The sequence below is a fragment of the Collinsella sp. AF23-2 genome (genome assembly GCF_003459245.1).
In the GTDB taxonomy this organism is placed as follows: domain Bacteria; phylum Actinomycetota; class Coriobacteriia; order Coriobacteriales; family Coriobacteriaceae; genus Collinsella.
The window spans coordinates 1-20,901 of the sequence record NZ_QRVG01000012.1 but is presented as its reverse complement, the minus strand read 5'-3'; the positions used below and the strand labels follow the sequence as shown (position 1 = coordinate 20,901).

The 20,901-nt window shown below is 56.6% G+C and carries 22 protein-coding genes; 4 read left to right on the top strand and 18 right to left on the bottom strand.

Annotated elements, in window-relative coordinates; translation table 11 throughout:
* The first annotated feature begins 20 nt into the window (after positions 1–20).
* Complete coding sequence (locus DWY03_RS06140) at positions 21–1,310, top strand: hypothetical protein (RefSeq protein WP_117840187.1); 1,290 nt, start codon at positions 21–23, stop codon at positions 1,308–1,310.
* Positions 1,311–1,364: 54 nt separating this feature from the next.
* On the opposite strand, the gene DWY03_RS06135 is transcribed toward DWY03_RS06140, so the two are convergent.
* The 5 genes from DWY03_RS06135 to DWY03_RS06120 form a co-directional block, all read right to left on the bottom strand.
* The gene (locus DWY03_RS06135; RefSeq protein ID WP_147335439.1) at positions 1,365–1,703 is read right to left on the bottom strand and encodes a hypothetical protein; all 339 of its coding nucleotides are present in this window, start codon (positions 1,701–1,703) and stop codon (positions 1,365–1,367) included.
* 31 nt (positions 1,704–1,734) lie between these two features.
* Complete coding sequence (locus tag DWY03_RS10000) at positions 1,735–2,862, bottom strand: hypothetical protein (RefSeq protein ID WP_147332645.1); 1,128 nt, start codon at positions 2,860–2,862, stop codon at positions 1,735–1,737.
* A 280-nt stretch (positions 2,863–3,142) separates the two neighbouring features.
* Complete coding sequence (ettA, locus tag DWY03_RS06130) at positions 3,143–4,822, bottom strand: energy-dependent translational throttle protein EttA (RefSeq protein ID WP_117840185.1); 1,680 nt, start codon at positions 4,820–4,822, stop codon at positions 3,143–3,145.
* 184 nt (positions 4,823–5,006) lie between these two features.
* Positions 5,007–5,711, bottom strand: coding sequence for an SdpI family protein (locus tag DWY03_RS06125; RefSeq protein WP_117840184.1), 705 nt, complete (start codon positions 5,709–5,711; stop codon positions 5,007–5,009).
* Positions 5,704–5,982 carry an autorepressor SdpR family transcription factor gene (locus tag DWY03_RS06120; RefSeq protein WP_147332646.1) on the bottom strand — a complete coding sequence of 93 codons (279 nt, stop codon included), beginning with the start codon at positions 5,980–5,982 and terminating at the stop codon, positions 5,704–5,706. The genes DWY03_RS06125 and DWY03_RS06120 overlap by 8 nt, the downstream gene beginning before the upstream one ends.
* Positions 5,983–6,161: 179 nt before the next feature.
* Between DWY03_RS06120 and DWY03_RS06115 the strand changes: the two genes are divergently transcribed.
* Positions 6,162–6,959, top strand: a complete 798-nt coding sequence (locus DWY03_RS06115; protein ID WP_117840182.1) for a ThiF family adenylyltransferase — start codon at positions 6,162–6,164, stop codon at positions 6,957–6,959.
* A gap of 14 nt (positions 6,960–6,973) precedes the next feature.
* On the top strand, positions 6,974–7,756 hold the full coding sequence (locus tag DWY03_RS06110) for a TatD family hydrolase (RefSeq protein WP_117840181.1): 783 nt from the start codon (positions 6,974–6,976) through the stop codon (positions 7,754–7,756).
* 79 nt (positions 7,757–7,835) lie between these two features.
* Here DWY03_RS06110 and DWY03_RS06105 read toward each other — a convergent pair whose 3' ends face one another.
* Positions 7,836–8,642, bottom strand: a complete 807-nt coding sequence (locus tag DWY03_RS06105; RefSeq protein WP_231500795.1) for an FGGY-family carbohydrate kinase — start codon at positions 8,640–8,642, stop codon at positions 7,836–7,838.
* 356 nt (positions 8,643–8,998) lie between these two features.
* On the opposite strand from DWY03_RS06105, the gene DWY03_RS10335 reads away from it, so the two are divergent.
* A complete protein-coding gene (locus DWY03_RS10335; RefSeq protein ID WP_368131375.1) occupies positions 8,999–9,109 on the top strand; it encodes an IS3 family transposase in 111 nt (36 codons plus the stop codon).
* Positions 9,110–9,161: 52 nt separating this feature from the next.
* Here the strand turns inward: DWY03_RS10335 and DWY03_RS06095 are convergent, their stop codons facing one another.
* The 12 genes from DWY03_RS06095 to deoC form a co-directional block, all read right to left on the bottom strand.
* Positions 9,162–9,590, bottom strand: coding sequence for a secondary thiamine-phosphate synthase enzyme YjbQ (locus tag DWY03_RS06095; protein WP_117735290.1), 429 nt, complete (start codon positions 9,588–9,590; stop codon positions 9,162–9,164).
* Between the two features lie 2 nt (positions 9,591–9,592).
* Complete coding sequence (locus DWY03_RS06090) at positions 9,593–10,453, bottom strand: amidohydrolase family protein (protein ID WP_231500796.1); 861 nt, start codon at positions 10,451–10,453, stop codon at positions 9,593–9,595.
* A gap of 27 nt (positions 10,454–10,480) precedes the next feature.
* Positions 10,481–11,281 carry a fructoselysine 6-kinase gene (gene frlD, locus DWY03_RS06085; protein WP_117840179.1) on the bottom strand — a complete coding sequence of 267 codons (801 nt, stop codon included), beginning with the start codon at positions 11,279–11,281 and terminating at the stop codon, positions 10,481–10,483.
* 121 nt (positions 11,282–11,402) lie between these two features.
* The gene (locus DWY03_RS06080) at positions 11,403–12,266 is read right to left on the bottom strand and encodes a PfkB family carbohydrate kinase (RefSeq protein WP_117840178.1); all 864 of its coding nucleotides are present in this window, start codon (positions 12,264–12,266) and stop codon (positions 11,403–11,405) included.
* 14 nt (positions 12,267–12,280) lie between these two features.
* Entirely contained in the window at positions 12,281–13,249 is a 969-nt protein-coding gene (locus tag DWY03_RS06075) for an SIS domain-containing protein (RefSeq protein ID WP_117800382.1), read from the bottom strand.
* 61 nt (positions 13,250–13,310) lie between these two features.
* Positions 13,311–14,162 (bottom strand): sugar phosphate isomerase/epimerase, encoded by an 852-nt coding sequence (locus DWY03_RS06070; protein WP_117840177.1) that lies wholly within the window; start codon positions 14,160–14,162, stop codon positions 13,311–13,313.
* Between the two features lies 1 nt (position 14,163).
* Entirely contained in the window at positions 14,164–15,747 is a 1,584-nt protein-coding gene (locus tag DWY03_RS06065) for an amidohydrolase (protein ID WP_117840176.1), read from the bottom strand.
* A gap of 9 nt (positions 15,748–15,756) precedes the next feature.
* On the bottom strand, positions 15,757–17,220 hold the full coding sequence (locus tag DWY03_RS06060) for a YfcC family protein (RefSeq protein ID WP_117840175.1): 1,464 nt from the start codon (positions 17,218–17,220) through the stop codon (positions 15,757–15,759).
* Between the two features lie 218 nt (positions 17,221–17,438).
* Positions 17,439–18,182: a GntR family transcriptional regulator gene (locus DWY03_RS06055; RefSeq protein ID WP_117840174.1), complete on the bottom strand. Its 744-nt coding sequence runs from the start codon at positions 18,180–18,182 to the stop codon at positions 17,439–17,441.
* 150 nt (positions 18,183–18,332) lie between these two features.
* Positions 18,333–18,992 carry an HAD family phosphatase gene (locus DWY03_RS06050; RefSeq protein ID WP_334199550.1) on the bottom strand — a complete coding sequence of 220 codons (660 nt, stop codon included), beginning with the start codon at positions 18,990–18,992 and terminating at the stop codon, positions 18,333–18,335.
* A 63-nt stretch (positions 18,993–19,055) separates the two neighbouring features.
* Positions 19,056–19,898 carry a Cof-type HAD-IIB family hydrolase gene (locus tag DWY03_RS06045; protein ID WP_197032805.1) on the bottom strand — a complete coding sequence of 281 codons (843 nt, stop codon included), beginning with the start codon at positions 19,896–19,898 and terminating at the stop codon, positions 19,056–19,058.
* Between the two features lie 149 nt (positions 19,899–20,047).
* On the bottom strand, positions 20,048–20,722 hold the full coding sequence (gene deoC, locus DWY03_RS06040) for a deoxyribose-phosphate aldolase (protein WP_022094433.1): 675 nt from the start codon (positions 20,720–20,722) through the stop codon (positions 20,048–20,050).
* Positions 20,723–20,901 lie beyond the last annotated feature (179 nt).

The window sequence follows — 20,901 nt, the reverse complement described above, 5'->3', positions numbered from 1 at the left end:
GTGTAAAGAGGAGATTTGCCATGAGCAAGACAATAGTTAGGCCCACGCTTTCGCTGGGCAACCACATCTATCTGTATCGCCTGCTGCGCGATGCAATCGGATGCGGCAAGCAAACGTTTATGACGCAGGTCGAGGAGGCACTCGCCGCTGGTGACATGGCCGCTTATGACCTCGGCTTTGAGTCCACGCGCGAGCTGCTCGAGGAGCTCGACGACTGCATTAAGCTGACCGTCTTTAAGGGCGGTCGCCTGTATGCCACCGTCATCGCCAACGATGCCTGGGATGCCGCCCTTGCCAAGGGCGAGGACAAGCCCAAGGCAGCCAAGGGCGCTAAACAGTCCTACAAAAAGAAAAAACGCGGTGAGAAGGACCTCAAGGCCGTGCGTCCCAAGCACGTTAAGCGTCCCGAGCCCGTAGTTGAAGCTGTGCCCGAGCCCGAGCCCGAGATCGAAGTCGCTATTGAGGTAACGGCAGAAGCCGAAACCGAAATCGCCACCACGGCCGATCCCAAAGTCATATCCGAGCAGGAAGCCACTGCGGAGCTCAACGAAGCTCCCAAGTCGACAACCGAAGAAGCCGCCGACCAGCCCGAGACGTCTGCGTTCCAAAACAGCGATGTCTTTGGCGACGAGGCCGAGGACGATCAGCCTTGCGAGCCCGCAGAACAGGACGCTACCGAGGTGGCATCGGAGCCCGAGGCACCGCAGCCTGCCATCTCGCTCACGGTCGTCTATGACCCCGAGAACGCCAACGCCGGCATCACCACCATGGCCTCCACGCCCATCGAGGCAAAGTCGAGCGTCGAGAATCAGAGCGCTCCGCAAGTCGAGTTCGACACCGCGACCGCAGACGCACCCGCCATCGTCGAGCCCGCAGATTCCGCGGCGATGCCGAAAGCGGACACCGAATCAGTACTCGGCGCCGAACCCGCGCCCGTCATCGAGGTGACGCCCGTCAATGAGCAGGCCTTCGCACCGACGATGGTACCGGCCCCCGCACCCGTAGCGCCCGCCATCCCCGAGGACTTCCCCATCGATTTCGCAACCGAGGTCTTCTGCCCCGGTCCATTGCTACACCAGCTGTCGACCTATCTCCCCTACGGCGCCGATACCCTCGGCATTGTCGGCGAGTACTACTGGATCGCCCGCGAGCGCGGTACCATCGAGGCCGCGCGAAACCGCGCAAGCTTCCCCCTGCGTTACACGCAGGCAGGCGAGCGCCACGAAGTCACCGTGCGCATCCGCCGCAACACCACCGGCGGCCTCGGAGCCGCCTGGACCATCGACAAGGTCAACGCCCCGGTCGAGTAAAAAACGGCCTCGGATAGCCAATTGACCATCCGAGGCCGTTTAAATTCAGGCCTTTTAGTTGTCATCGGCGCATATAGACACCAGAGAAGCAAGCTCCTCCTCAAGTTGCGGAGCAAAATACCTAAAAGAAACTTGTGCTCCAATCGGTATCGACTCAATCATATTCGCAGCATTATCTGAAACACGGTACGATGCAGTTTCACCTGTCTTTAATTCCTCTATTGAGCAGACAGCGTCTTCAGCATCAATCGACCTAAGCATGCCTTTACCTTGCAACATCACATCGGCATGCCCACCAGCTATTTCCAATGAATCTGAGTTTGTCACAGACATTTCTCCGGAATCTCCGCGCGGCATCTCTTCTTTTGTTGAACAGCTCACCAATAAAGCCATCAACACCAAAGACAGGACTAAACGAATCGTCCTACTTCGAAAAAGTCGTTCCATAAGTCCACGCATAATAACTCTGATCATACTTCAGGAAGGATAAGGATGAATTCCAGCCGTCCGCTATGCCAATCATCTGCCTTGTCTCTCCAGTTTTCTTACCAGTAAGTGTGGCGTAAGCCTCCGCTGTTACAGAATGGGCTGATCCGTTGTACAAACTCGCATGTAAAACATTCGGTCTATTAGAGTTAATCTCATTTTGAATGTTCACGATAGCCGGGGAGGAGACAGTGCGAGCGATAAGATTACTCCCTCTGCTTGCGCAGTAATTTGTAAACCCCGTTGCACAGGTTGAAATCGGCGTTCCGCCCAAAACAACACCGGGAACAGTCTGTTCTTCATCGGAAAGAGCATGGGTATTGGTGTAATTCCATATCTGCATATATTGCGAAGGGTCGCTATATAAATTGGCAATGCCATACAGTTCCGCAACGTTCGAAAAAGCTGTCACCATACAAGCATAGTGGGCGGTAAGCCTCTTAATCTCGCTTTCATCATATGACATAAACTGAGAAATGGAACGAAATCCAGATACTGTGTAATCCTGCATTTGAGTTGCGTAAATTACAACATCGTTCCAGCTTGAAGGTTTATTCGATAAAACGACAGGCCGTCCTTCTATGGAAACAGCCGGGATTGTTCTTCCGCAATTTGTTGTTATTGAACCGTCCAAAGATTGCACGCCGAATTCGAATGGATTGATCATTACGACTGGGTTATTGAAAGAATAAGGCTCGACACCAAGATCTCCTCCCCGATCCATAGGGCTGACTAAGCCGTCTCCAAAACGATATCCCGTAAGTATTTCATCATCTGAAGCATCTAAAACCAAATAGCCCGCGGCTCTATTGGATGTCACAACCGGAACAATGTAACCAAGCGGGGACCCATCAACGTCTACAAAAGGAATAGGGTCAGAAGGCGTATACGAAGAGCCGAGGAGTCCCTTTATATATTTATCGGCAAGCTCTTGCGCAATTTCAGAAGTAAATTGTATCTGCTCACCATCAATATTGCCCGTCGAAGCAAAAACCTCTTTCGGACGTGCGGCTAAGGCGACAATTGAAGACGCGACAAGTTGCAGAAAACGACGACGCGAAAGCATATGTTCTTCTTTCTAGAGGAGCGACTTATAAGATACTCCTATTCTATAACCTTTTTTGTAACGTTACAGCACTGGTTATATTTCAATTCGATTCGCTTATGTCCTTGTAACCCAATACGTCTTTACGTTTTAAACGGAATTAGAAAATCACTCATAGCAAAAACGGGCTTTAATCCCAAAGAGATGACTTTGATTATGAATCAAACCAGCAGCCAGGGCATAGCTGCAGTGCAATTGCTACAAGAAAGGCCGCCCTTGCTGGCGGCCTTTCTACTTGCTACTAGTCACGCGTCAGCTTGCGGTGAATACGATGCGGCTGGGCTGCGTCCTCGCCCAGGCGCTCGATGCGGTTGGCTTGATAGGCCTCGAAGTTGCCCTCGAACCAATACCAGTTGCCCGGATTATCGTCGGTGCCCTCCCACGCCAGAATGTGCGTGGCGACGCGGTCCAGGAACATACGGTCGTGGCTAATGACCACCGAGCAGCCCGGGAACTCGAGCAGCGCCGCTTCGAGCGAGGACAGCGTCTCGACATCGAGGTCGTTCGTGGGCTCGTCGAGGAGCAGCAGGTTGCCGCCCTGCTTGAGCGTAAGCGCCAGGTTCAGACGGTTGCGCTCGCCACCGGAGAGTACGCCAGCGCGTTTCTGCTGGTCCTGGCCCTTAAAGCCAAAGCTCGCCACATAAGCACGGCTCGGAACCTCGGTCTCGCCGACCATCATGTGGTCCAGGCCGTCCGAGACGACCTCCCACAGGTTCTTGTCGGGGTCGATGCCGGAACGGTTCTGATCGACATAGGAGATCTTGACGGTCTCGCCCACCTCGAGCTCGCCCGAAGTCAGCGGCTCCAGGCCCACGATGGTCTTGAAGAGCGTAGTCTTGCCCACACCGTTGGGGCCGATGACGCCCACGATGCCGTTACGCGGCAGGGTGAAAGAAAGGTCGTCGATGAGCACGCGGCCATCGAACTCCTTGTGCAGATGATGGGCCTCGAGCACCTTGTTGCCCAAACGCGGGCCCACAGGGATGCGGATGTCGGTCCAGTCGAGCTTCTGGCTTGCGCGGGCCTCGGCCTCCATCTCCTCGTAGCGAGCCAGACGGGCCTTGTTCTTTGCCTGGCGAGCTTTGGGCGAGCTGCGTACCCACTCGAGCTCGGCCTCCATGCGCTTGGCAAGCTTGGCATCGCGGTTGCCCTGCGCCTCGATACGGGCGGCCTTGGTCTCCAGATACGTGGAGTAGTTGCCCTTGTAGGGATAAAGGTGACCGCGGTCGACCTCGCAGATCCACTCGGCAACGTTATCCAGGAAGTAGCGATCGTGCGTGACGGCCAGCACCGCGCCCTGGTAGTTGTGCAGGAAATGCTCAAGCCACAGGATCGACTCGGCGTCCAGGTGGTTCGTGGGCTCGTCGAGCAGCAGCAGGTCGGGAGCCTCGAGCAGCAGCTTGCACAGGGCCACGCGGCGGCGCTCGCCGCCGGAAAGCACGTTAACCGGCATGTCGGAATCGGGCAGCTGCAGGGCGTCCATGGCCTGGCCGAGCTTGGAATCGATATCCCAGCCGTCAGCGGCGTCGATCTCGTCCTGGAGCTTGCCCATCTCGGCCATGAGGGCGTCCATGTCGCAGTCCGGGTCGCACATCTCCTCGCCGATCTTGTTGAAGCGATCGACCTTGGCAATCATGTCGCCAAACGCCATGCGCACGTTCTCGATGACGGTCTTGTCGTCGTCGAGCGGCGGCTCCTGCTGCAGGATACCCACGGTGTAGCCGGGGGTGAGCCTGGCATCGCCGTTGGAGACCTCCTCGATGCCGGCCATGATCTTGAGCAGGGTCGACTTGCCCATACCGTTGGGGCCCACGACGCCGATCTTGGCACCGGGGTAGAAGCTCAGGGTCACGTCGTCAAGGATTACCTTGTCGCCATGGGCCTTGCGAGCCTGATACATCTGGTAGATAAACTCCGCCATTTGTCTGTTTTATCCTTTCTACCTGCTGTTTCCATATTCTTGTTTCGCTTTAGTGGAAACGAAATGAGGAAACCGGCTCTGAAACTTAGCGAAAAAGGGGCATGGTTGCCCACACCCCCTAATACTACCTGGGAAAAGTCCCCCGGGACACACTATGAACTGCGTACGCTAGTTTTCCGCAACCTTAACGAACAGCCCGCTGAGATTTGCGCCACAGCAGATACGAGTAGACGTAGACGGCTCCGACCGAACCAAACGCCAGAACCGCAATCACCGCGGCGACGACTTCACTCGAAAGCACCGCACCTGCCACGCCCATCGCAATCAGGCCAACACCCAGCACCATAAAGCAGGCACCGCCAAAGCGCTGCGTACGGCGCCAGTTCTCGGGATCGGCAAGCGCCCAAGGCGTCTTGATACCGAGCGTATAGTTCTGCTTCACACGCGGCAAGTAGTTGCCTACGCCGATGAACAGCAAACCGATAGCACCGGAAATCAGCACGTTGACCGAACCGACCGCCGGCACCACGCCCCAGACCGTAAGCTCACCCAACCAGCTTACGGCGCACATGAACAAGGTGAAGGCGATTACGAAGCCCTGATAGAACTTGCCCGAGGTTCGATATGCCTCACCTTTGGGATCGATGCGCGGCACCACGCAGAACATTGCGAGAAGCACCAGAGGCAGCACGCCGAGCGCGGAGGCCATCCAGCTGGGACCCCAACCGTCGACGGCGCCGTTCGCGCCCCAGTGCGTGGGAATCTGCCCAGGCAAGCTCGGCATCACCATGAGGTGCGCTACGACATTGGCGACGCACAGAGCGATCAGCGCAATCCACACACGCCGCGATACCCCCGTGGCGTGAATGCCCTTGTTTTCGTTATTCATCCTTATCACCTTCCGTGTTTGTAAAGCCCATAAACCAACCAATCAAATCCTGCATGACGGTGGTATTTAAGCTGTATACGATGTTTTGGCCATGGCGCTCGTCGGTCACCAACCCGGCGTTTTTGAGCGTCGCCAAGTGATGGCTCAACGACGGCTTGCTGATGTCAAAATGCTCGGCAAGCTCCCCGGCCGTGCGATTGCCCTCGCGCAGCAGTTCCAAAATGTGACGCCGTGTAGGATCGGCCAGCGCCTTAAAACCCTCTCCCGGCATAAGACCTCCTCTCATCATTTCGTTCGACGCGCACACTATACTCGATATTTAGATGTTTGTCTAACTATCTAACCGCAATGCTTCAAACCACATCAAAGCAAACGCCATCGCAGCCTATGGGCGATTACCTATAATGGCGATAGCTAGAACACGATTCACTTCCCCATCGGAGGATGTCTATGACTGAAACCACAGCCGCAACTCCCAACGAGACACGCGACACCAAGCTCGAGATCATCATGGGCCGCGAGGCACTCGATAAGCTCGCTGATGCCACGGTGCTGGTGCTCGGCTGCGGAGGCGTGGGATCTAACTGCTGCGAGGCACTTGCCCGCGGCGGCATCGGTCATTTCGTCATTCTGGACAAGGACATCGTCGCGCCCAGCAATATCAATCGCCAGGCTATCGCCTTTCACAGCACCGTCGGCAAACGCAAGGTCGATGTTATGGAAGCCATGATTCGCGATATCAATCCCGCCGCCACCGTTATCAAGCGCACCGAATACCTGCTGAGCGACAACATCGACGAGTTCTTCGCGAGCGTTTTGGAGCAAACAGACGGCAAGCTCGACTACGTCGTCGACGCCATCGACACCATCTCGGCCAAGCTCACCATTGCCAAATATGCTCAGGACCACGGCATTCGTTTGGTTAGCTCCATGGGCGGGGCCAACAAGCTCCATCCCGAGTGCCTCCGCTTTGCCGACATTTTCGATACGGTACGTGACCCCATGAGCCGCATCATGCGCAAAGAATGCAAGAAGCGCGGCATCAAGAGCCTACATGTACTGTTTAGCTGCGAGGAATCGGTTAAGACACAGCCCCGCGACCCTTCCAATATCCACGAGCGCACCGAGTTGGGCACCGCCAGCTTTATGCCGCCCATCATGGGCCAGATGATTGCCGGCGAGGTTATCCGCCAGATCAGCGGGCGCGGCACTGAGCGCGTACGCTCCGATGGCCAGCGCCTGGACTAGCAGGATGCCCTGCGATGGAACCGCGATTCTTTGACACGCATTGTCACCTTGATTTGATGCTCAGCCCCGATGCTGCAGCCAGTGAGTCGGCGGCGTTGGATCTGGGGCTCTTTGACTGCGGGGTCGACCCACGCGACTTCGCGGCAGCAAAAAAGCGGGCCAGCCGCTACCCAAACATTATCGCGGGCGCTGGCCTCCATCCCTGGTGGCTCGCCGACGGCCGTTGCGGTCCTGCCGAAGTCAATCTGCTTTGCGAAGTTGCTGACCAAGAGCGCTATATCGGCGAGGTAGGACTCGACTTTTCCGCGCGCTTTGCCGGAAGCGAACCGCTACAAATACAGGCATTTGACCGGCTCTGCAATGCCCTCGTGCAGCATCCTCTTGCAGGTCGCGTGATATCAATTCACGCCGTTCGTTCAGCAGGAGCCGTACTGGACGTCCTCGAATCGCATGGGCTACTCATCCCAAACCCCGACTCCCCCGCTATCATCTTCCACTGGTTTAGCGGCACTTCGGACGAACTCGCCCGCGCGCGTAATGCGGGCTGCTATTTTTCCGTCAACGAACGCATGCTCGCGACCAAGCGCGGTCGCGAATACGCACGACAGATTCCACTCGACCGCCTGCTGCTCGAGACCGATGCGCCGGCCGAGCCAAACACAGAAACAAGCGCGCAGTCGCTCATCAGATCGCTCGCAAGGACCTCGATGCGCATTGCCTCACTCAAAAACTGTGACGCAAAGCGCATCGAGTCGGTAGTTTTAGCAAATGCGCACTCTGTTTTTGACCTTCGCTAACCCCTGTGGGCAAAAATGCCAAGGGGCATGCGAATCGCACAACGCAGTCCCTATTGGTAGGCAGTACAATTCGGCAGCATTACACCAATTCGTGCATGAGATCACGGTTGCGTGCATACAATTCGTCAAAGATATGACGGCGCGACGCATATAACTCGTGGGCAGCCATATCGGGCACGATTGTTTGCGCAACGCCAAGGACTTGGGCGAGCTCATCCCATGATGCATAGGCGCCACCTGCGAGAGCTGCCATGATGGCATCACCGAAGCATGCACCCACCGTAACCTTGGCAACCGAGACCTCGCGCCCGCATACGTCGGCGATAGCCTGCATCCAAACTGGATTCTTGGTTCCACCTCCGACAAGCATAATGCGCCCAATTGGCAGTCCATGCTCTCGCTCGATAATGTCGACATGGGATGCAACGGTATACGCGACGCCTTCCAAGGCGGCGCGAACCATATGGGCTCGCGTATGCCTTCCGGTCAGGCCAAAGAAGACGCCACGCGCCTCGGGATCGTTGAGCGGAGTACGCTCCCCCGCAAAGTACGGCAGACACAGGAGCCCATCGGCACCCGGCGCCACATCGGCGGCATCATGCGCCATAACCGAATATGCATCGGGGCCACCGTGGTCCTCGGCCTCTACGGCGTCGCGATACAGCTCTTGGCGCAGCCACGATGTGAGTGCACCCGCCGTATTGGTCCCCGCGCAGATCCCGTAAGTTCCGGGAATGATAAACGTCCCCGGCCACAGGCGGGCATCATCGATCATATGATCGGCTAGGTAGATGAAATACGCCGTACTCCCCAACTGAATCATCATATCGCCGGGACGGAATACACCCGTCGAAATGGCCTCGGCACCAGAGTCGCCCGTTCCCACTAAGACAGGTGTCCCTGCCGCGAGCCCCGTCGCCTCAGCCGCACGCTGCGACGCTCGCGGACCTCATCGGCAAGCTCGCCCGAAGCACCACGACCGGCAGCCGAACTGCCGATGACCATCGCATCTGGAAGACAATTAAAGAGAAGTGAATCGGCAATGTCCGCAGTCGTGCGGTCGTCGAGATAAACCTCCCCCCCCCTCGCTCGTGATGAAGTGAAAAAGCTTGAGGTCGTCCAGGCGCAGCGCCGTCTTGCGACGCATGGTGTGAGTGAAATCTCGGTCAATCAGCCCGAGATCACCGGCCCAGGCACCGCAAAAAATGCAGCGCGTGAACTGCGCTTGGCGGCTTCCACGACTTGCGACACGCTTCCGCCCGGATAATACAACGGATCACCTGGCAGAGGACGCAGACTAAACTGAAGGGACTGACCCCGGAGGAGTTCCGGAGCCAGTCCCTTGCGGCGTAGTTCTTATTTAAGCCGTCCAAGTTTTGGGGTGCAGCTCATTATTGCAGGAACGTTATTCCCCCAGCACCTCGACGTACACTTTTCGCTTCTGCGGACCGTCAAACTCCGCAAGATAGATGTTCTGGGCACCTCCGCACACGATGTGGCCATCTTGGACGGGAAAGAAGCAACTGTTTCCACAAATCATGCTCTTGATATGCCCACAGGAGTTGTTGCCGGTGGCTCCATAGCTCGGCAGGAAGTGTGCATGCGCATAGGGAGCATCGAGTGGGGCGATGCGATCAAGCGTCTCCATAAGATCCGTCTCCACGCAGGGCAGCCCCTCGTTTACCACGATTCCACAGGTCGTATGCGACAAAATAATCGCTGCCAAGCCATTCGTCACCGAGCTGCGTTCGATGGCAGCGTGCACGTCTTCGGTAATATCGATGAACTGGTCCGGAGCAGTCGATAGATAGCTCAATGTCTCGAGCGTCACCATGTTCACTCATCCCCTTCAAGAAAACGCAGGGCATTACCCCAGTAGAGCCTTTCTCGCGCATCATCGCGCATGGACACGGTATCGAGCGCCCGCTTGAGTTTGAACGCACGGAAGCGCGGCGTATTGCTGGCGAACATCACTTGATGCGATAGCGCACGCTCATACCACAGCGGCCCCATATCGACCGTGAAAAGACGCTGCATCATCTCCTCGGGCGAATCGATGTAAGTGATAGAGGTGTCCGTGTAGCAGTTGGGATACTTGAGCAGCATCGCCACGGTCTCGCGCACCCAGGGCCAGCCAAAGTGAGTCAAACTAAAGCGCACATTTGGATGCGTTGCGATTGTGTGCTCAAATGCAAGCGGGTTACTGCGCGAGAGCTCTGCGCCAGGCTCCCAAGACATACCGGCATGGAAAACCACCGGCTTGTTATAGCGCTCGCACAGCTCGTAAAGCGGCTCGGCCACAGCATCATCGGGGGCAAAACCCTGCTTTGCAGGATGCAGGCAAAGCCCCTTTGCCCCCAACTCGGTAAAGGCGCGCTCCAATTCGTCTGCGGCACCGCTCACCTGCGGGTCTACGCTCGCAAATCCCCACAGACGATCGGGATGCGCGGCAACCAGCATGGCAATCTGGTCGTTGGTGCCAAAGTGTCCTCCGCATGCCGTGGTTACATCGAGCGGCATGAGCACGCTCTTCTGCACATCGCAGACGTCCATCTCGACTTGAAGCTCATCCCAATCCATGGGGCCCATATGCCCCATACCAAATTCTCGTGACCAAAAGCCGAATCCATCAGGCTCATCACCCGGCTTACAGATCTCGCCGTAGAGCATAGGATGGACCAACATGTCGATAACCATTTCGTACTCCTTTCCAGGCATTTGACCCTAGTACGGCTCAAACGAACCAATCACTCGGGACGACAGCTCAGCGCCCGCTTTCATACACGCCGGAATATCAAGGCCATCGATCACGCCCTTGGTAAACCCGGCAATATACGAGTCGCCGGCACCCACGGTATTAACGACCTTCTCCGCCGGTACGATCCCGCACTCATAGAAGCGCTCACCGTCATAGGCAATGCTTCCCTTCTCGCCAAGCGTGGCAACCGCAACGCGCGGTCCCAATTCCTGCACGTGGCGTACCCAGTCTCGCAGCTCCGGAGTGTCCTCTTCAAACGACATGAACGCATAGTCTACGTAAGGAAAATGAGCCTCGCATGCATATTCGGGATCCTGGCTGAACACCGAGAAGTCCATAACCACCGTCCTGCCCGCATCATGCCATTCGGGCAGGAGGTCCAAACAATTGCCAAACAGGTCGGTATGAATGATGTCATGCTCTAGGATAAACGCCCGGTCATCTTCATTCGGACGATATGTCTCCATTACGCCATCGATTGCCTCGAGATGCACGCGATCGACGCCGTCTTTCAATGCCATGAGCATCACCGAGGTGTCGCCATCCTCCACCCGCAGATGTGAGATATCGAACCCCTCAGCGGCCAGCGCCTCTCTCATCTTGTCTCCGTACTCGTCCTTGCCGACAACCGACACGGCGGATACCGAAACGCCCATTCGTGCAAGATGGATACCCCAGTCAATGCCGTTACCAGTCGGATAGAACACGCCGATGTTCTGATAGACGTCCGCGCAGCAAAAACCAGCCGCGCACGCTTTAATACCCATGGTCTTCTCCAATGTTCAAAAGGGGACCCACCACATGGCGAGCCCCCTTTTCGCGTTTTGCTTATTGTTTTGCATCGGCTGTCCAAGACCTCATAGCCAGACCGCCGTACGCTTTCTTAAGCTATTCGACGATTGGCGCTCCGTGGCCCCAAGAACCTTCCATGCCGCACACGGTCGAGGCAAACCCGGCAGCAAAGTCGAGCGCGCGCTCGATGGCCTCGGCGCCATCCTCACCACGCTTGGCGGAATCGAGATAGCACATCAAAAACGAGGTGAGGAACGAGTCGCCCGCCCCCATGGTGTCCTTCATGTCCGTTACCGGTTTAGCCAGCTGGCGGTAATAACGCTCGCCGTCGTAAGCAATGCAGCCCTCGGCGCCCGCCGTAGCCGACACAAAACGCGGACCCAGGCCCTTCACCCATGCCAGACGCTCGCGAATCTCGTCCTCACTCGCGGCATCCGCCGCACTAAAGAAAGCGAAATCGACGTAGGGCGCAATCTGCTCGTAGTACTCGTCGGTGGAGTCGTCCGAAAAGTCAAAAGAGACCGTGACGCCCGCAGCCTTCAACTTGGGCAGCTCGCGCTCGGTAAAGCAGTAGTTGCCCGAATGAACCACATCGAACTGCTTCATGTACGCAAGGTCAAAGCGATCAAGGACATAGCGCACATCGCCACGGATACCGCCCTCGTTGGAGCCAAGGAAGACACGGTCACCGTCAACGACGGTCACGCGAGCCGCCCCGTTCTCGCCAATCATCTGCTCGCACTTGTCAAGCTCGATACCCTCATCCTCGAGGCTTGCAATGACATGCTCGGCAGCGGCGTCATTGCCAAAAATGCCCATGTATGCAGAGCGTGCGGCACCGCATTTCTTGGCATAAACGGCGAAGTTCACCGCATTGCCGCCGGGATACATGGTGTGGATATGCTCGTAGCGATCGACGACGTTGTCGCCAAATCCGAGCGCGTTAACGTTAAATGCCATGGCCTTTGCTCCTTCTAGTACTCGACAACACCCATATAGCGACGGAAATCGGGATCGTGATCAAACACCTTGCCGCGTGCGGCACGCAGCTCGCAGTTCATGGCATAGAACAGCACCGGGTCCAGATAGGCACGGACGCTCGCCGGCACGGCTTCCATACCGTACTCCTTGGCATCGAGCACCATCAGCGTATCGGTATGCGTCTTAAGGAACGCCAGGGCGCGCTCGTCCATAGCACGGCACTCGCTGGAGCCCATCTGCAGGAAGTAAAAAACGCCATCCTGAGTAGCCTCGAAGGGGCCATGGAAGTACTCGGCAGAGTGGATGTAGCTGCAGTGCTGCCACTGCATCTCCATAAGAGAGCAGATAGCGAAACCGTAGGTCTGGCTAAAGTTGGGACCGCTGCCCAGAATATAGAAGAACTCGTGCTCCTGGCAAAGCTTGGCAAAGCGATCGCCCAGCTCGGCATTTACCTTCTCGCGTGCCGGGGGAAGAATCTTATCCATCTCGGCGATACCGGCATACATATCGGCAAGATCGGCGTAACCCTCCTGCTGATCGAGCAGCTCTGCCGCAAGCGACAGCGAAATGCCAGCGGGGACCTCGGCCTGCGGCACGCCCTCGCCCCACGGGTAGACCCACGTGGTCCATTTACCGGTGTCGATCTTAGATCCAGCGTTGTCGGTCTGGGCGATCACCGTAGCGCCGGCAGCAAGGGCAATCTCGCAGCCCTCGACGACCTCAGGGGTGTTGCCACTGTGGCTACAAGCGATGACCAGGGACTTCTCGCCCAGACGACGCGGACGCATGATATCGAACTCGCGAGCCGTATAGATATACGAAGTGAAGGTGGTTGCCTCGCGCTGCAGAAGCTCATGGGCCGGGATCAAATCAATCATGGAGCCACCGCAAGCAATCCAGTAGACGCTGTCGAACTTGCCCTTCTCGGCAATTGCCTCTTTGATCAGATCGTGTGCGTTCATATCCAGTTCCTTTCTTGTTTGGCCGCAATCAATGACGTTGGCTGCGTGGCCGATAGTTGTTTTAGTCAATCAGATATTTCTCGAATGCGGCCATGTTCTTGGCATCTGCCGCCGCCGGATCATCGTAGTAACGACCGTCCGTGATTTCCTGGCCCAGCATGCCGTCGAAACCATGGGCGTTGAGCGTGGCGACGAAGGCGTCCATATCGTGCTTGCCATCGCCCCACACCAGATGGCCATACGGGTCACCGTCGATAAAGTGCATCTCGTGAATTGCCCCATCACCAAAGGCGGCAAACCAGTCCTCGAGCGTCTCGCCTGCAACGCCCATCGCGGTTGTATCAACCATAGGCTGTAAGTACGGGCTCGCGACCTCGTCAATCATGCGCTTCGCATCGGAAACCGTCGTCACAAGGTTGCTCTCCTCGGGACGCAGACTTTCCATCGTAAGCACCAGACCGTGCTCGCCGGCATACTCCGCCAGAATGGACAAGTGCTCGCGGCTGCGCTTCCAGGCTTCCTCGCGGTCCTCGTCCCAGTCGCCCCAGCCCGAGTTGACGGACATACGGTCGCACCCAAGTACCTCGGCAAGCTCAATGCCGTGCTTAAAGTACGCCAGGCTGCGCTGTTCATGCAGCGGTTTGCGTGCGCAGTACTGCCAAGGATAGACAACATTCTCGGGGCACAGAGTACGATACCTAAGCCCACGGTCTGCAGCCTTTTTCGCCAGGACCTCAGCCTCAAAGTAGCCCGTGTGGTCGAGCGTCACATGCGGCTCCGCACACCACAGCTCAATGGACTCAAAGCCCAAGCGCTGCTGCACATCAAGGAAGTAATCGAGCGACCACATGATGTAGTGGATATTCATGCCCGCAATCTGCTCGCGGCGCAGCGTCGGTTTGGATTCAGGCATCTTATGCCTCCTTATTTCGATCGAACACGATTTGTCCGTCCGACATCGTCATGTCAACCGCAAGATCGCGTGCGTCGCGATAATCGAGGTCGAACACATCCCGATCGAGCACGCAGATATCGGCAAGCTTGCCAACCTCAAGCGTACCCAGCTCGTCTTCGCGCATCAGGTCGTACGCGCCCCCGGCAGTCCAAGCGCACAAGAGCTCGACAAGCGTCAGCGTGTTGACCTCATTCACGGGCAGTCCGTCGTCGAAGTATCCGCCGCACGCACTGTAGATTGACTCGCCCAAGCTCGGAATCAACAGCGGCAAATCCGTGCCACAGCACACTGTGCATCCGGAATCTTCCATGCCGCGGCGATTCCAGCTGTGCAAAAGTCGCGTCTCGCCAATTTGTCGACGCATCATCGACAGGCAATCCTCGCGCCGGTCCAGCGTCAGAATCTGCGGATAGACCTCGCAAATTCCACCTAACTTGCCAAACTCGACAAGATCGGTCGGGCCAGAGTTCTCGAGATCGGTAATCGCATGACGGCGAAGCATCCGTCCATGCTCGTCTCGAGGCAGCGAGGCATAGAGCGCCACGGTGCGACGAACGGCGCCATCGCCCTGGCAATGCAAGGAATATCGGAAGCCGTCAGCATCAATTGCACGCAGCTCGTTCTCAATCAGATCCCACTCTGGCTCCTCGACGACCGTCTTGCCGGCAGCGCCCGCATCGGCCGAGTCCTCATAGGGGTCAATCATCTCGGCAAGCCCCGCCCATACGCCGCGATCGGTCATACGGTTGAAGCCAGAAAAACGAACGAACGGTCCCCGGAAGCGCGCTCGTGCCTCGCGGGCATATGCCAGATTTGCACCGGCACCCACCGGCTGCGACATCATAGAGACGCGAACCGTCAGCTCACCAGATTCCTCACGGCGAGCCATTTCGTCGGCAAAACCGTAGTAGTCATCAAACGCCATCTCCTTGATGGCGGTAACGCCGCGCTCGTTAAGCATGCTCATGTAGTCCGAATACCCCGCACGTACCTCGGGCAGCGCGAGGAAATCGCTCATCATGCGCCAGATCTTCTCGGCATAGCACGCCTGGGGTGTAAAGCCGTATCGTGCACTGGCGGCAGCATTGAGAACGCAGGTCTCCGCACCCGGTGTAAAGCAGACGACAGGAATATCGCCAAAACAATCGTCAAACACAGCTGCCGTATTTGCGTTCTCGGCATCCGATGCCAACGTTTCGGGTAGGCTGTGGCCAAAAGCCGCCGCGCAATCCGGATGATCTTCTTTCCATGCACGCAAGAGCGACACGGCCTCTTTGGCATCAGCGATGCCGGACAGATCAGACCCCAACGTCCGCAGCGCCCAGCCTGTATAGAAGGTATGCACATCGATCAGGCCAGGCATGACGGTGCGGTCGCCCAGGTCAACTACCTCGTCCGCTTGGGTCAAATACGAAGCTACCTCACACTTGGTGCCAACAGCCTCAATTCGATTGCCACGGACCGCTACGAAACCTTCAAACGGCAGGTCACCCGTACCGGTAAAGACGCTCTTAGACGTCAGGACCGTCAAACGATCAGACATCACAACCACCTACACCGGAAGCATGCCAGAGATTGCCGTTACGATCAGGCCAAAGACGACCATGAAAATGAAGAACTTCCAAATGGTCTTCCACCATTGGCCAAACGAAATCTTAGCCACGGCAAGGCCGGCGACCGTCATGCCCGCCACGGGACTGATAGTGTTGATGGTCTGATTAGCAAACTGGAGCGCGGTAACGGCAGCCTCGGGATTGAGGCCCATAAGCTCGGTCAGCGGACCCATGACGGGCATGGTGAGCGCCGCAAGTCCAGAACTCGAGGGAACCAGCAAAGAGAGCAGGCCAAGGACGATATACATAAACGTGGTGTAGACGGCGGCGGGTGCACCGGCGAGCGCAGTAGCGAGCGCCTGGAGGATGGTGTCGATGATCATGCCGCCCTCGGCGATGACCAGAATACCGCGAGCGATACCGATAACGATGGCAGCGTACGCAAAGTCGGCAAGACCCTTAACGAACTCCTCTGCGATCGTCTGCTGGTCAAGACCGCCCAGGATACCGGCAAGCAGGCCCATGCCAAGGAACACGGCGGAAATCTCATTCATGTACCAACCCTGGGTAACAAGACCCCAGACGATAATGCCCATACCGCAAGCAAAATCGATAAGCACGAGCTTCTGACGGATAGTGAACTCTTCCTCGATGGAGGCATCGGTCACGGAAAACTCAATACGCTTGAGCTTATCGTCCTCGTACGTAATGGACGACTCGGGGTTTTTCTTGACGCGCATGGCATAGCGCATGGCCCATGCGATACCGACGGCAGTGAAGATGACCCAAGAAACGGCGCGCAGCCACAGTTGCGGATTGCCCTCGATGCCAATGATGCCTTGGGCGATCAAAACATTAAACGGGTCGATGGTCGAAGCACAATATCCCAGGTTGGGACCAAGGAAGCAGATGATGAATGCCGTCATCGAGTCATAGCCGATACCCATCATGATGGGAATGAAGATGGCATAGAACGGCAGGGCTTCCTCAGACATACCAAACGTAGTGCCGCAAATGGACAGCAACGTCATCGTGATGGGAATGATGAGGATGTCCTTGTTCTTGAGCTTTTTAACCACACGGCTCATGCCGGCATTCAAAGCATTGGTCTTGGTGATGATTGCGAACGATCCGCCAATCAATAAGACGAACGCAACGACGTCGGCAGCTTCTTGGATACCCTTGGTGGGCGCTTGCAGGACCGCGAAGATATCCTGGCCCAGATTGATGGTCTCGCCGGTCTCGGAATCGGTGTAGTTCTTATCGACCTGTTCATAGGTTCCAGCAACGGCGACTTCACGCTCGCCCGCCGCTGTCGAAATCGTCTTGCGCTGATACTGACCAGAGGGAACGATCCAAGTCAGGACCGCAAAGACAACGATCAGCAAGAACATGATCGTATAGACATGCGGTAATTTGAACTTAAAACGTCTGTTTGTCTTCTTCGCCTTCGTATCTGACATAGATACCTCCAAAGAACTCGAGACTGCATCGCATCTCGCTTCAACGTTTGCACAATGCAAACGTTCTATGACGTCCCATAGATTACCAGCAGCTTTTCTCGTCATCAAGATAATTTCAAACTGATTGCCGCGACACGGTTGAACGGTTGCGTTCGCGCCGTGAACGGTATGGTGACGCCCGGTGAGATGATCCACCGGGCGTCTCCATTCGCAATGTCCTAGATGTCAAAAACGTAGCGAGACCCAACGATCCGCTGACGACCGATGATAAACGGCCGCCGCTGCTCATCGAAAAAGAAGGCATCCATGTAAAACAAGGGTTCGCCAACGGAAACCGCCAACAGCCGAGCGACCTCGGGCGAGGCGCACGCGATCTCGAGCGTGCACGGGTCGGTAAACGCGGGCGTACGGCCCGTCCGGTTGCGCACGAACTCAAAAATGGATTGGTTAGATAGAGGTGCCGTTGATAGATAAGCGTTGTCCTCGTAAACGTATATGTTGTTCTCAAGCATGACGGGGACCCCATCGGCAGTACGCACACGCTCAACGCAAATCAAATCAGTTCCAACGGGAACACCAAAGAACTGCGCTTCGGTGGAATCCGCCGGCAGTATCTTTCTCGAAATGACGCGCGCCCCCGGTTCCATTCCGTTAACGCGGCATGCGTCCGAAAAACTCTGGACGTCATCCTTCTGGCGAATCTTGCGCTTAAGCTTGGGGGCATTGACAAACGTGCCTTTCCCCTGTCGCTTCGTTAGATAGCCCTGCTGGACAAGCTCCTCAATAGCGCGCCGCACGGTAACACGGCCAACTTTATAGCTTTCAGCTAATTCAAATTCGTTGGGAATCCGCTCGCCCGCCTTGTAGGCACCGGAGTTGATTTCGTTTTTGATGATATCGATAACCTGTTGGTACAGCGGTATCGCAGCTTTACCGTCAGTTAGCCCTTCAGTCGGTGGCATATACCCTCTCCCAGCGCAATTAAGTCTAAAGCGGGCTCAAGGACATTCAACAAGCCCTTGAGCCCGCATTAGCATAAAGTATGCTTGCTATCGCACCAAAATGTCGGGTATTTACTCATCTGACCCGAAAAACGCGCAACTACCGCGCTCCTAAGAAAGCGTGAGCAGCTCCGGCAACTGGTCGATAATCTTGTCCGCGGCATCCTGGCTAAAGCCGAAGCGCTCCTCGCGCTTGGCAATGACCGTCAGGCCGGCTCGCTTGCCGGCAGTGATGCCGGGCACCGAATCCTCAACGCAGCAGCAGCGATTCGCGGGCAGCCCCAGCAGGTCCAGCGCATGCAGGTAGATGTCGGGCTCGGGCTTGCTCTCCTTAAACTGCTCGCCGCTCACCACATACTCAAAGGCATCCGACAGCCCGCACGCATTGAGCACTTCCTCGATGCTATCCATGGGAGACGAGCTGGCAAGCGCCACGCGAACGCCCCGGCGCGGCAGCTCTCGAATCGTATCCACGGCGCCTGGGTTAATCAAAGTCTGATAGTCGCGCGGACGCTCATGCGCCCACTCATCCCAACGGGCCAACGCTTCCTCGCCAGTAAAATGCCCCTTACCGGCGCGCTCAAACCAATCGACCAGCATATGCAGGAAGAACTGATGCGAGGTACCAACCTGCCCATTCAACTCCTCTTGAGTCAGGTTAAGCCCAAGCTCCTTGGCAAACGCGGCAGTCTCGCCCAGGTAGTAATACTCGGTATCGACAATGACGCCGTCCATGTCAAAGATAACGGCGTCGAACGGAAATGCGGACACGGCACCCTCCCTAACAAAAGGGCGCCTGTAAGCAGGCGCCCGAACCATGCATTATCGGCGATTCTAACCCAGCAGCTTATCCAACGCCACCGCAATACCGTCTTCGTTGTTATTGGCGGTCACCATCTGGGCTACCGCCTTAACCTCATCGACTGCGTTGCCCATGGCAACACCGGTGCCGGCCCACTCAATCATGGACTTGTCGTTCTGGCCGTCACCAAACGATACGACCTCGCTGGCATCGATACCGAGCTTGGGCAGGGCGCCCTCGAGCGCGCGGGCCTTGTCGATACCAGGCGCCGTGTACTCAAAGTACCAGTCGGCCGTAAACATGCCCGAAAGCGTCTGGGTAAAGGGCGCATACATCTCCTCGTAATGCGCCTGCAGGTAGGCCGGATCGCCCGCCGTCAGCAGCTTGTCCACGGGATAAGCGTCCGCGACCTCATGCAAGCTCTCGACCTCGCGGATCTTAAGGTCGCACGCATCGCGCTCGTATTTGACGATGTTTTTCTGCGAGCCATCCGGCAGCGTAATCATGCAGCGATACGAATCCTCGACATGCAGATCGCGACCGAGCGAAATCATAGGGATCACGTCGAAATTGCGCAGATGATCAATCAGACGGTGCAGCTCGTCAGCCGGCATGGCCTGGTCAAAAAGGACCTCATCGGTCTGAGCGTCGACCACATGCGCACCATTAAAGGCAACTAGCAGACCGTCATGGTTTTGAAGGTCGAGCTCCTGCGCCAAGGCGTGCAGCCCCCATGCGGGACGGCCCGAAGCCAAGATGAGCTTAATGCCCGACTCCTGCGCCGCGAGCAGCTTCTCGCGCGTACGCGGGCTGATGACCTTTTGGTCGTTGGTGAGCGTACCGTCGATATCCATTGCGATGGCTTTGATTGCCATATATGCCTCCCTGTCATTGAATAACCTTGTCTGAGTCATCATACAGAACAGCCACCGCGACTCCGTTTGCAACGGGAAAAATGTCATATTGTCCCGAACATGAACGGCGTGTGGTCGTGAAGCTTTATCGCTCAGGTCAAATACGTCTGCTAGCGACGCTCATCCGTCGGTGCGCCCTCGACGATCGCGATGCCCGCCGATGCACCTAACGCGCTGGCGCCGGCCTCGATGAATGCGCAAGCCTCTTCGTAATTATGGATACCGCCCGCCGCCTTGATTGCCACGGCATCGCCGAGCACCTCGTGCATCAGCCGCACGTCCTCGAGCTTAGCACCGCCAAAGCTTCTGCCGGTCGATGTCTTAAGGAATCCCGGCTTGGCCTCCAGCGCGATCTCGCATACACGGCGCTTGGCGGCGTCGTCGCCGTCCAGCTTGCACATCTCGACGATTACCTTGTCAGTGATGCCATGCGCGCGACAAAAATCAGCAATGGTAGTCATCTCGCGCTCGATGGCATCAAAATCGCGGTTCTCGATCGACCCCTGATTCAAAACGTAGTCAATCTCGGTAAAGCCACACGCAGCGTATTCCTCAAACCTCGCAAGCTTCTCCTCAAGCGTCATAGTGCCCTGGGGAAAGTCGATGGCGCCGGCAAGGATGATGTCAGAGCCCTCGAGCATGGCGCGGCCCGTCTCGTACTCCTGAAGGTTCGCAAATACGCAGCGAAAGTTGTACTTTAACGCCTTCTCGACATACTGCTCAAACGTGTCCTCGGGGGCATCGATATAGTCGATGTATTTATTGATGGGTTTGGCAAGCGTCATGCTGGGCCTCCTTGTTCAGGACTGACAACCGATTCGTGGTTTCACGCGAAAAACCACGTTCAATGTACGCCCGACATGCAAGGACAGCGTCCGCATTCCGACAAGTGGTATGAAATTAGCTGTAAACGTATATTTACAGACAGACACTATGACCCAATCCGAGGGCACTAAAAAGATAG

Bases quoted from the DNA above. Each gene is read 5' to 3' on its own strand.
- DWY03_RS06140 (WP_117840187.1), top strand. From the start codon at position 21: ATGAGCAAGACAATAGTTAGGCCCACGCTTTCGCTGGGCAACCACATC.
- DWY03_RS06135 (WP_147335439.1), bottom strand. From the start codon at position 1,703: ATGGCTTTATTGGTGAGCTGTTCAACAAAAGAAGAGATGCCGCGCGGA.
- DWY03_RS10000 (WP_147332645.1), bottom strand. From the start codon at position 2,862: ATGCTTTCGCGTCGTCGTTTTCTGCAACTTGTCGCGTCTTCAATTGTC.
- ettA (WP_117840185.1), bottom strand. From the start codon at position 4,822: ATGGCGGAGTTTATCTACCAGATGTATCAGGCTCGCAAGGCCCATGGC.
- DWY03_RS06125 (WP_117840184.1), bottom strand. From the start codon at position 5,711: ATGAATAACGAAAACAAGGGCATTCACGCCACGGGGGTATCGCGGCGT.
- DWY03_RS06120 (WP_147332646.1), bottom strand. From the start codon at position 5,982: ATGCCGGGAGAGGGTTTTAAGGCGCTGGCCGATCCTACACGGCGTCAC.
- DWY03_RS06115 (WP_117840182.1), top strand. From the start codon at position 6,162: ATGACTGAAACCACAGCCGCAACTCCCAACGAGACACGCGACACCAAG.
- DWY03_RS06110 (WP_117840181.1), top strand. From the start codon at position 6,974: ATGGAACCGCGATTCTTTGACACGCATTGTCACCTTGATTTGATGCTC.
- DWY03_RS06095 (WP_117735290.1), bottom strand. From the start codon at position 9,590: ATGGTGACGCTCGAGACATTGAGCTATCTATCGACTGCTCCGGACCAG.
- DWY03_RS06090 (WP_231500796.1), bottom strand. From the start codon at position 10,453: ATGGTTATCGACATGTTGGTCCATCCTATGCTCTACGGCGAGATCTGT.
- frlD (WP_117840179.1), bottom strand. From the start codon at position 11,281: ATGGGTATTAAAGCGTGCGCGGCTGGTTTTTGCTGCGCGGACGTCTAT.
- DWY03_RS06080 (WP_117840178.1), bottom strand. From the start codon at position 12,266: ATGGCATTTAACGTTAACGCGCTCGGATTTGGCGACAACGTCGTCGAT.
- DWY03_RS06075 (WP_117800382.1), bottom strand. From the start codon at position 13,249: ATGAACGCACACGATCTGATCAAAGAGGCAATTGCCGAGAAGGGCAAG.
- DWY03_RS06070 (WP_117840177.1), bottom strand. From the start codon at position 14,162: ATGCCTGAATCCAAACCGACGCTGCGCCGCGAGCAGATTGCGGGCATG.
- DWY03_RS06065 (WP_117840176.1), bottom strand. From the start codon at position 15,747: ATGTCTGATCGTTTGACGGTCCTGACGTCTAAGAGCGTCTTTACCGGT.
- DWY03_RS06060 (WP_117840175.1), bottom strand. From the start codon at position 17,220: ATGTCAGATACGAAGGCGAAGAAGACAAACAGACGTTTTAAGTTCAAA.
- DWY03_RS06055 (WP_117840174.1), bottom strand. From the start codon at position 18,182: ATGCCACCGACTGAAGGGCTAACTGACGGTAAAGCTGCGATACCGCTG.
- DWY03_RS06045 (WP_197032805.1), bottom strand. From the start codon at position 19,898: ATGGCAATCAAAGCCATCGCAATGGATATCGACGGTACGCTCACCAAC.
- deoC (WP_022094433.1), bottom strand. From the start codon at position 20,722: ATGACGCTTGCCAAACCCATCAATAAATACATCGACTATATCGATGCC.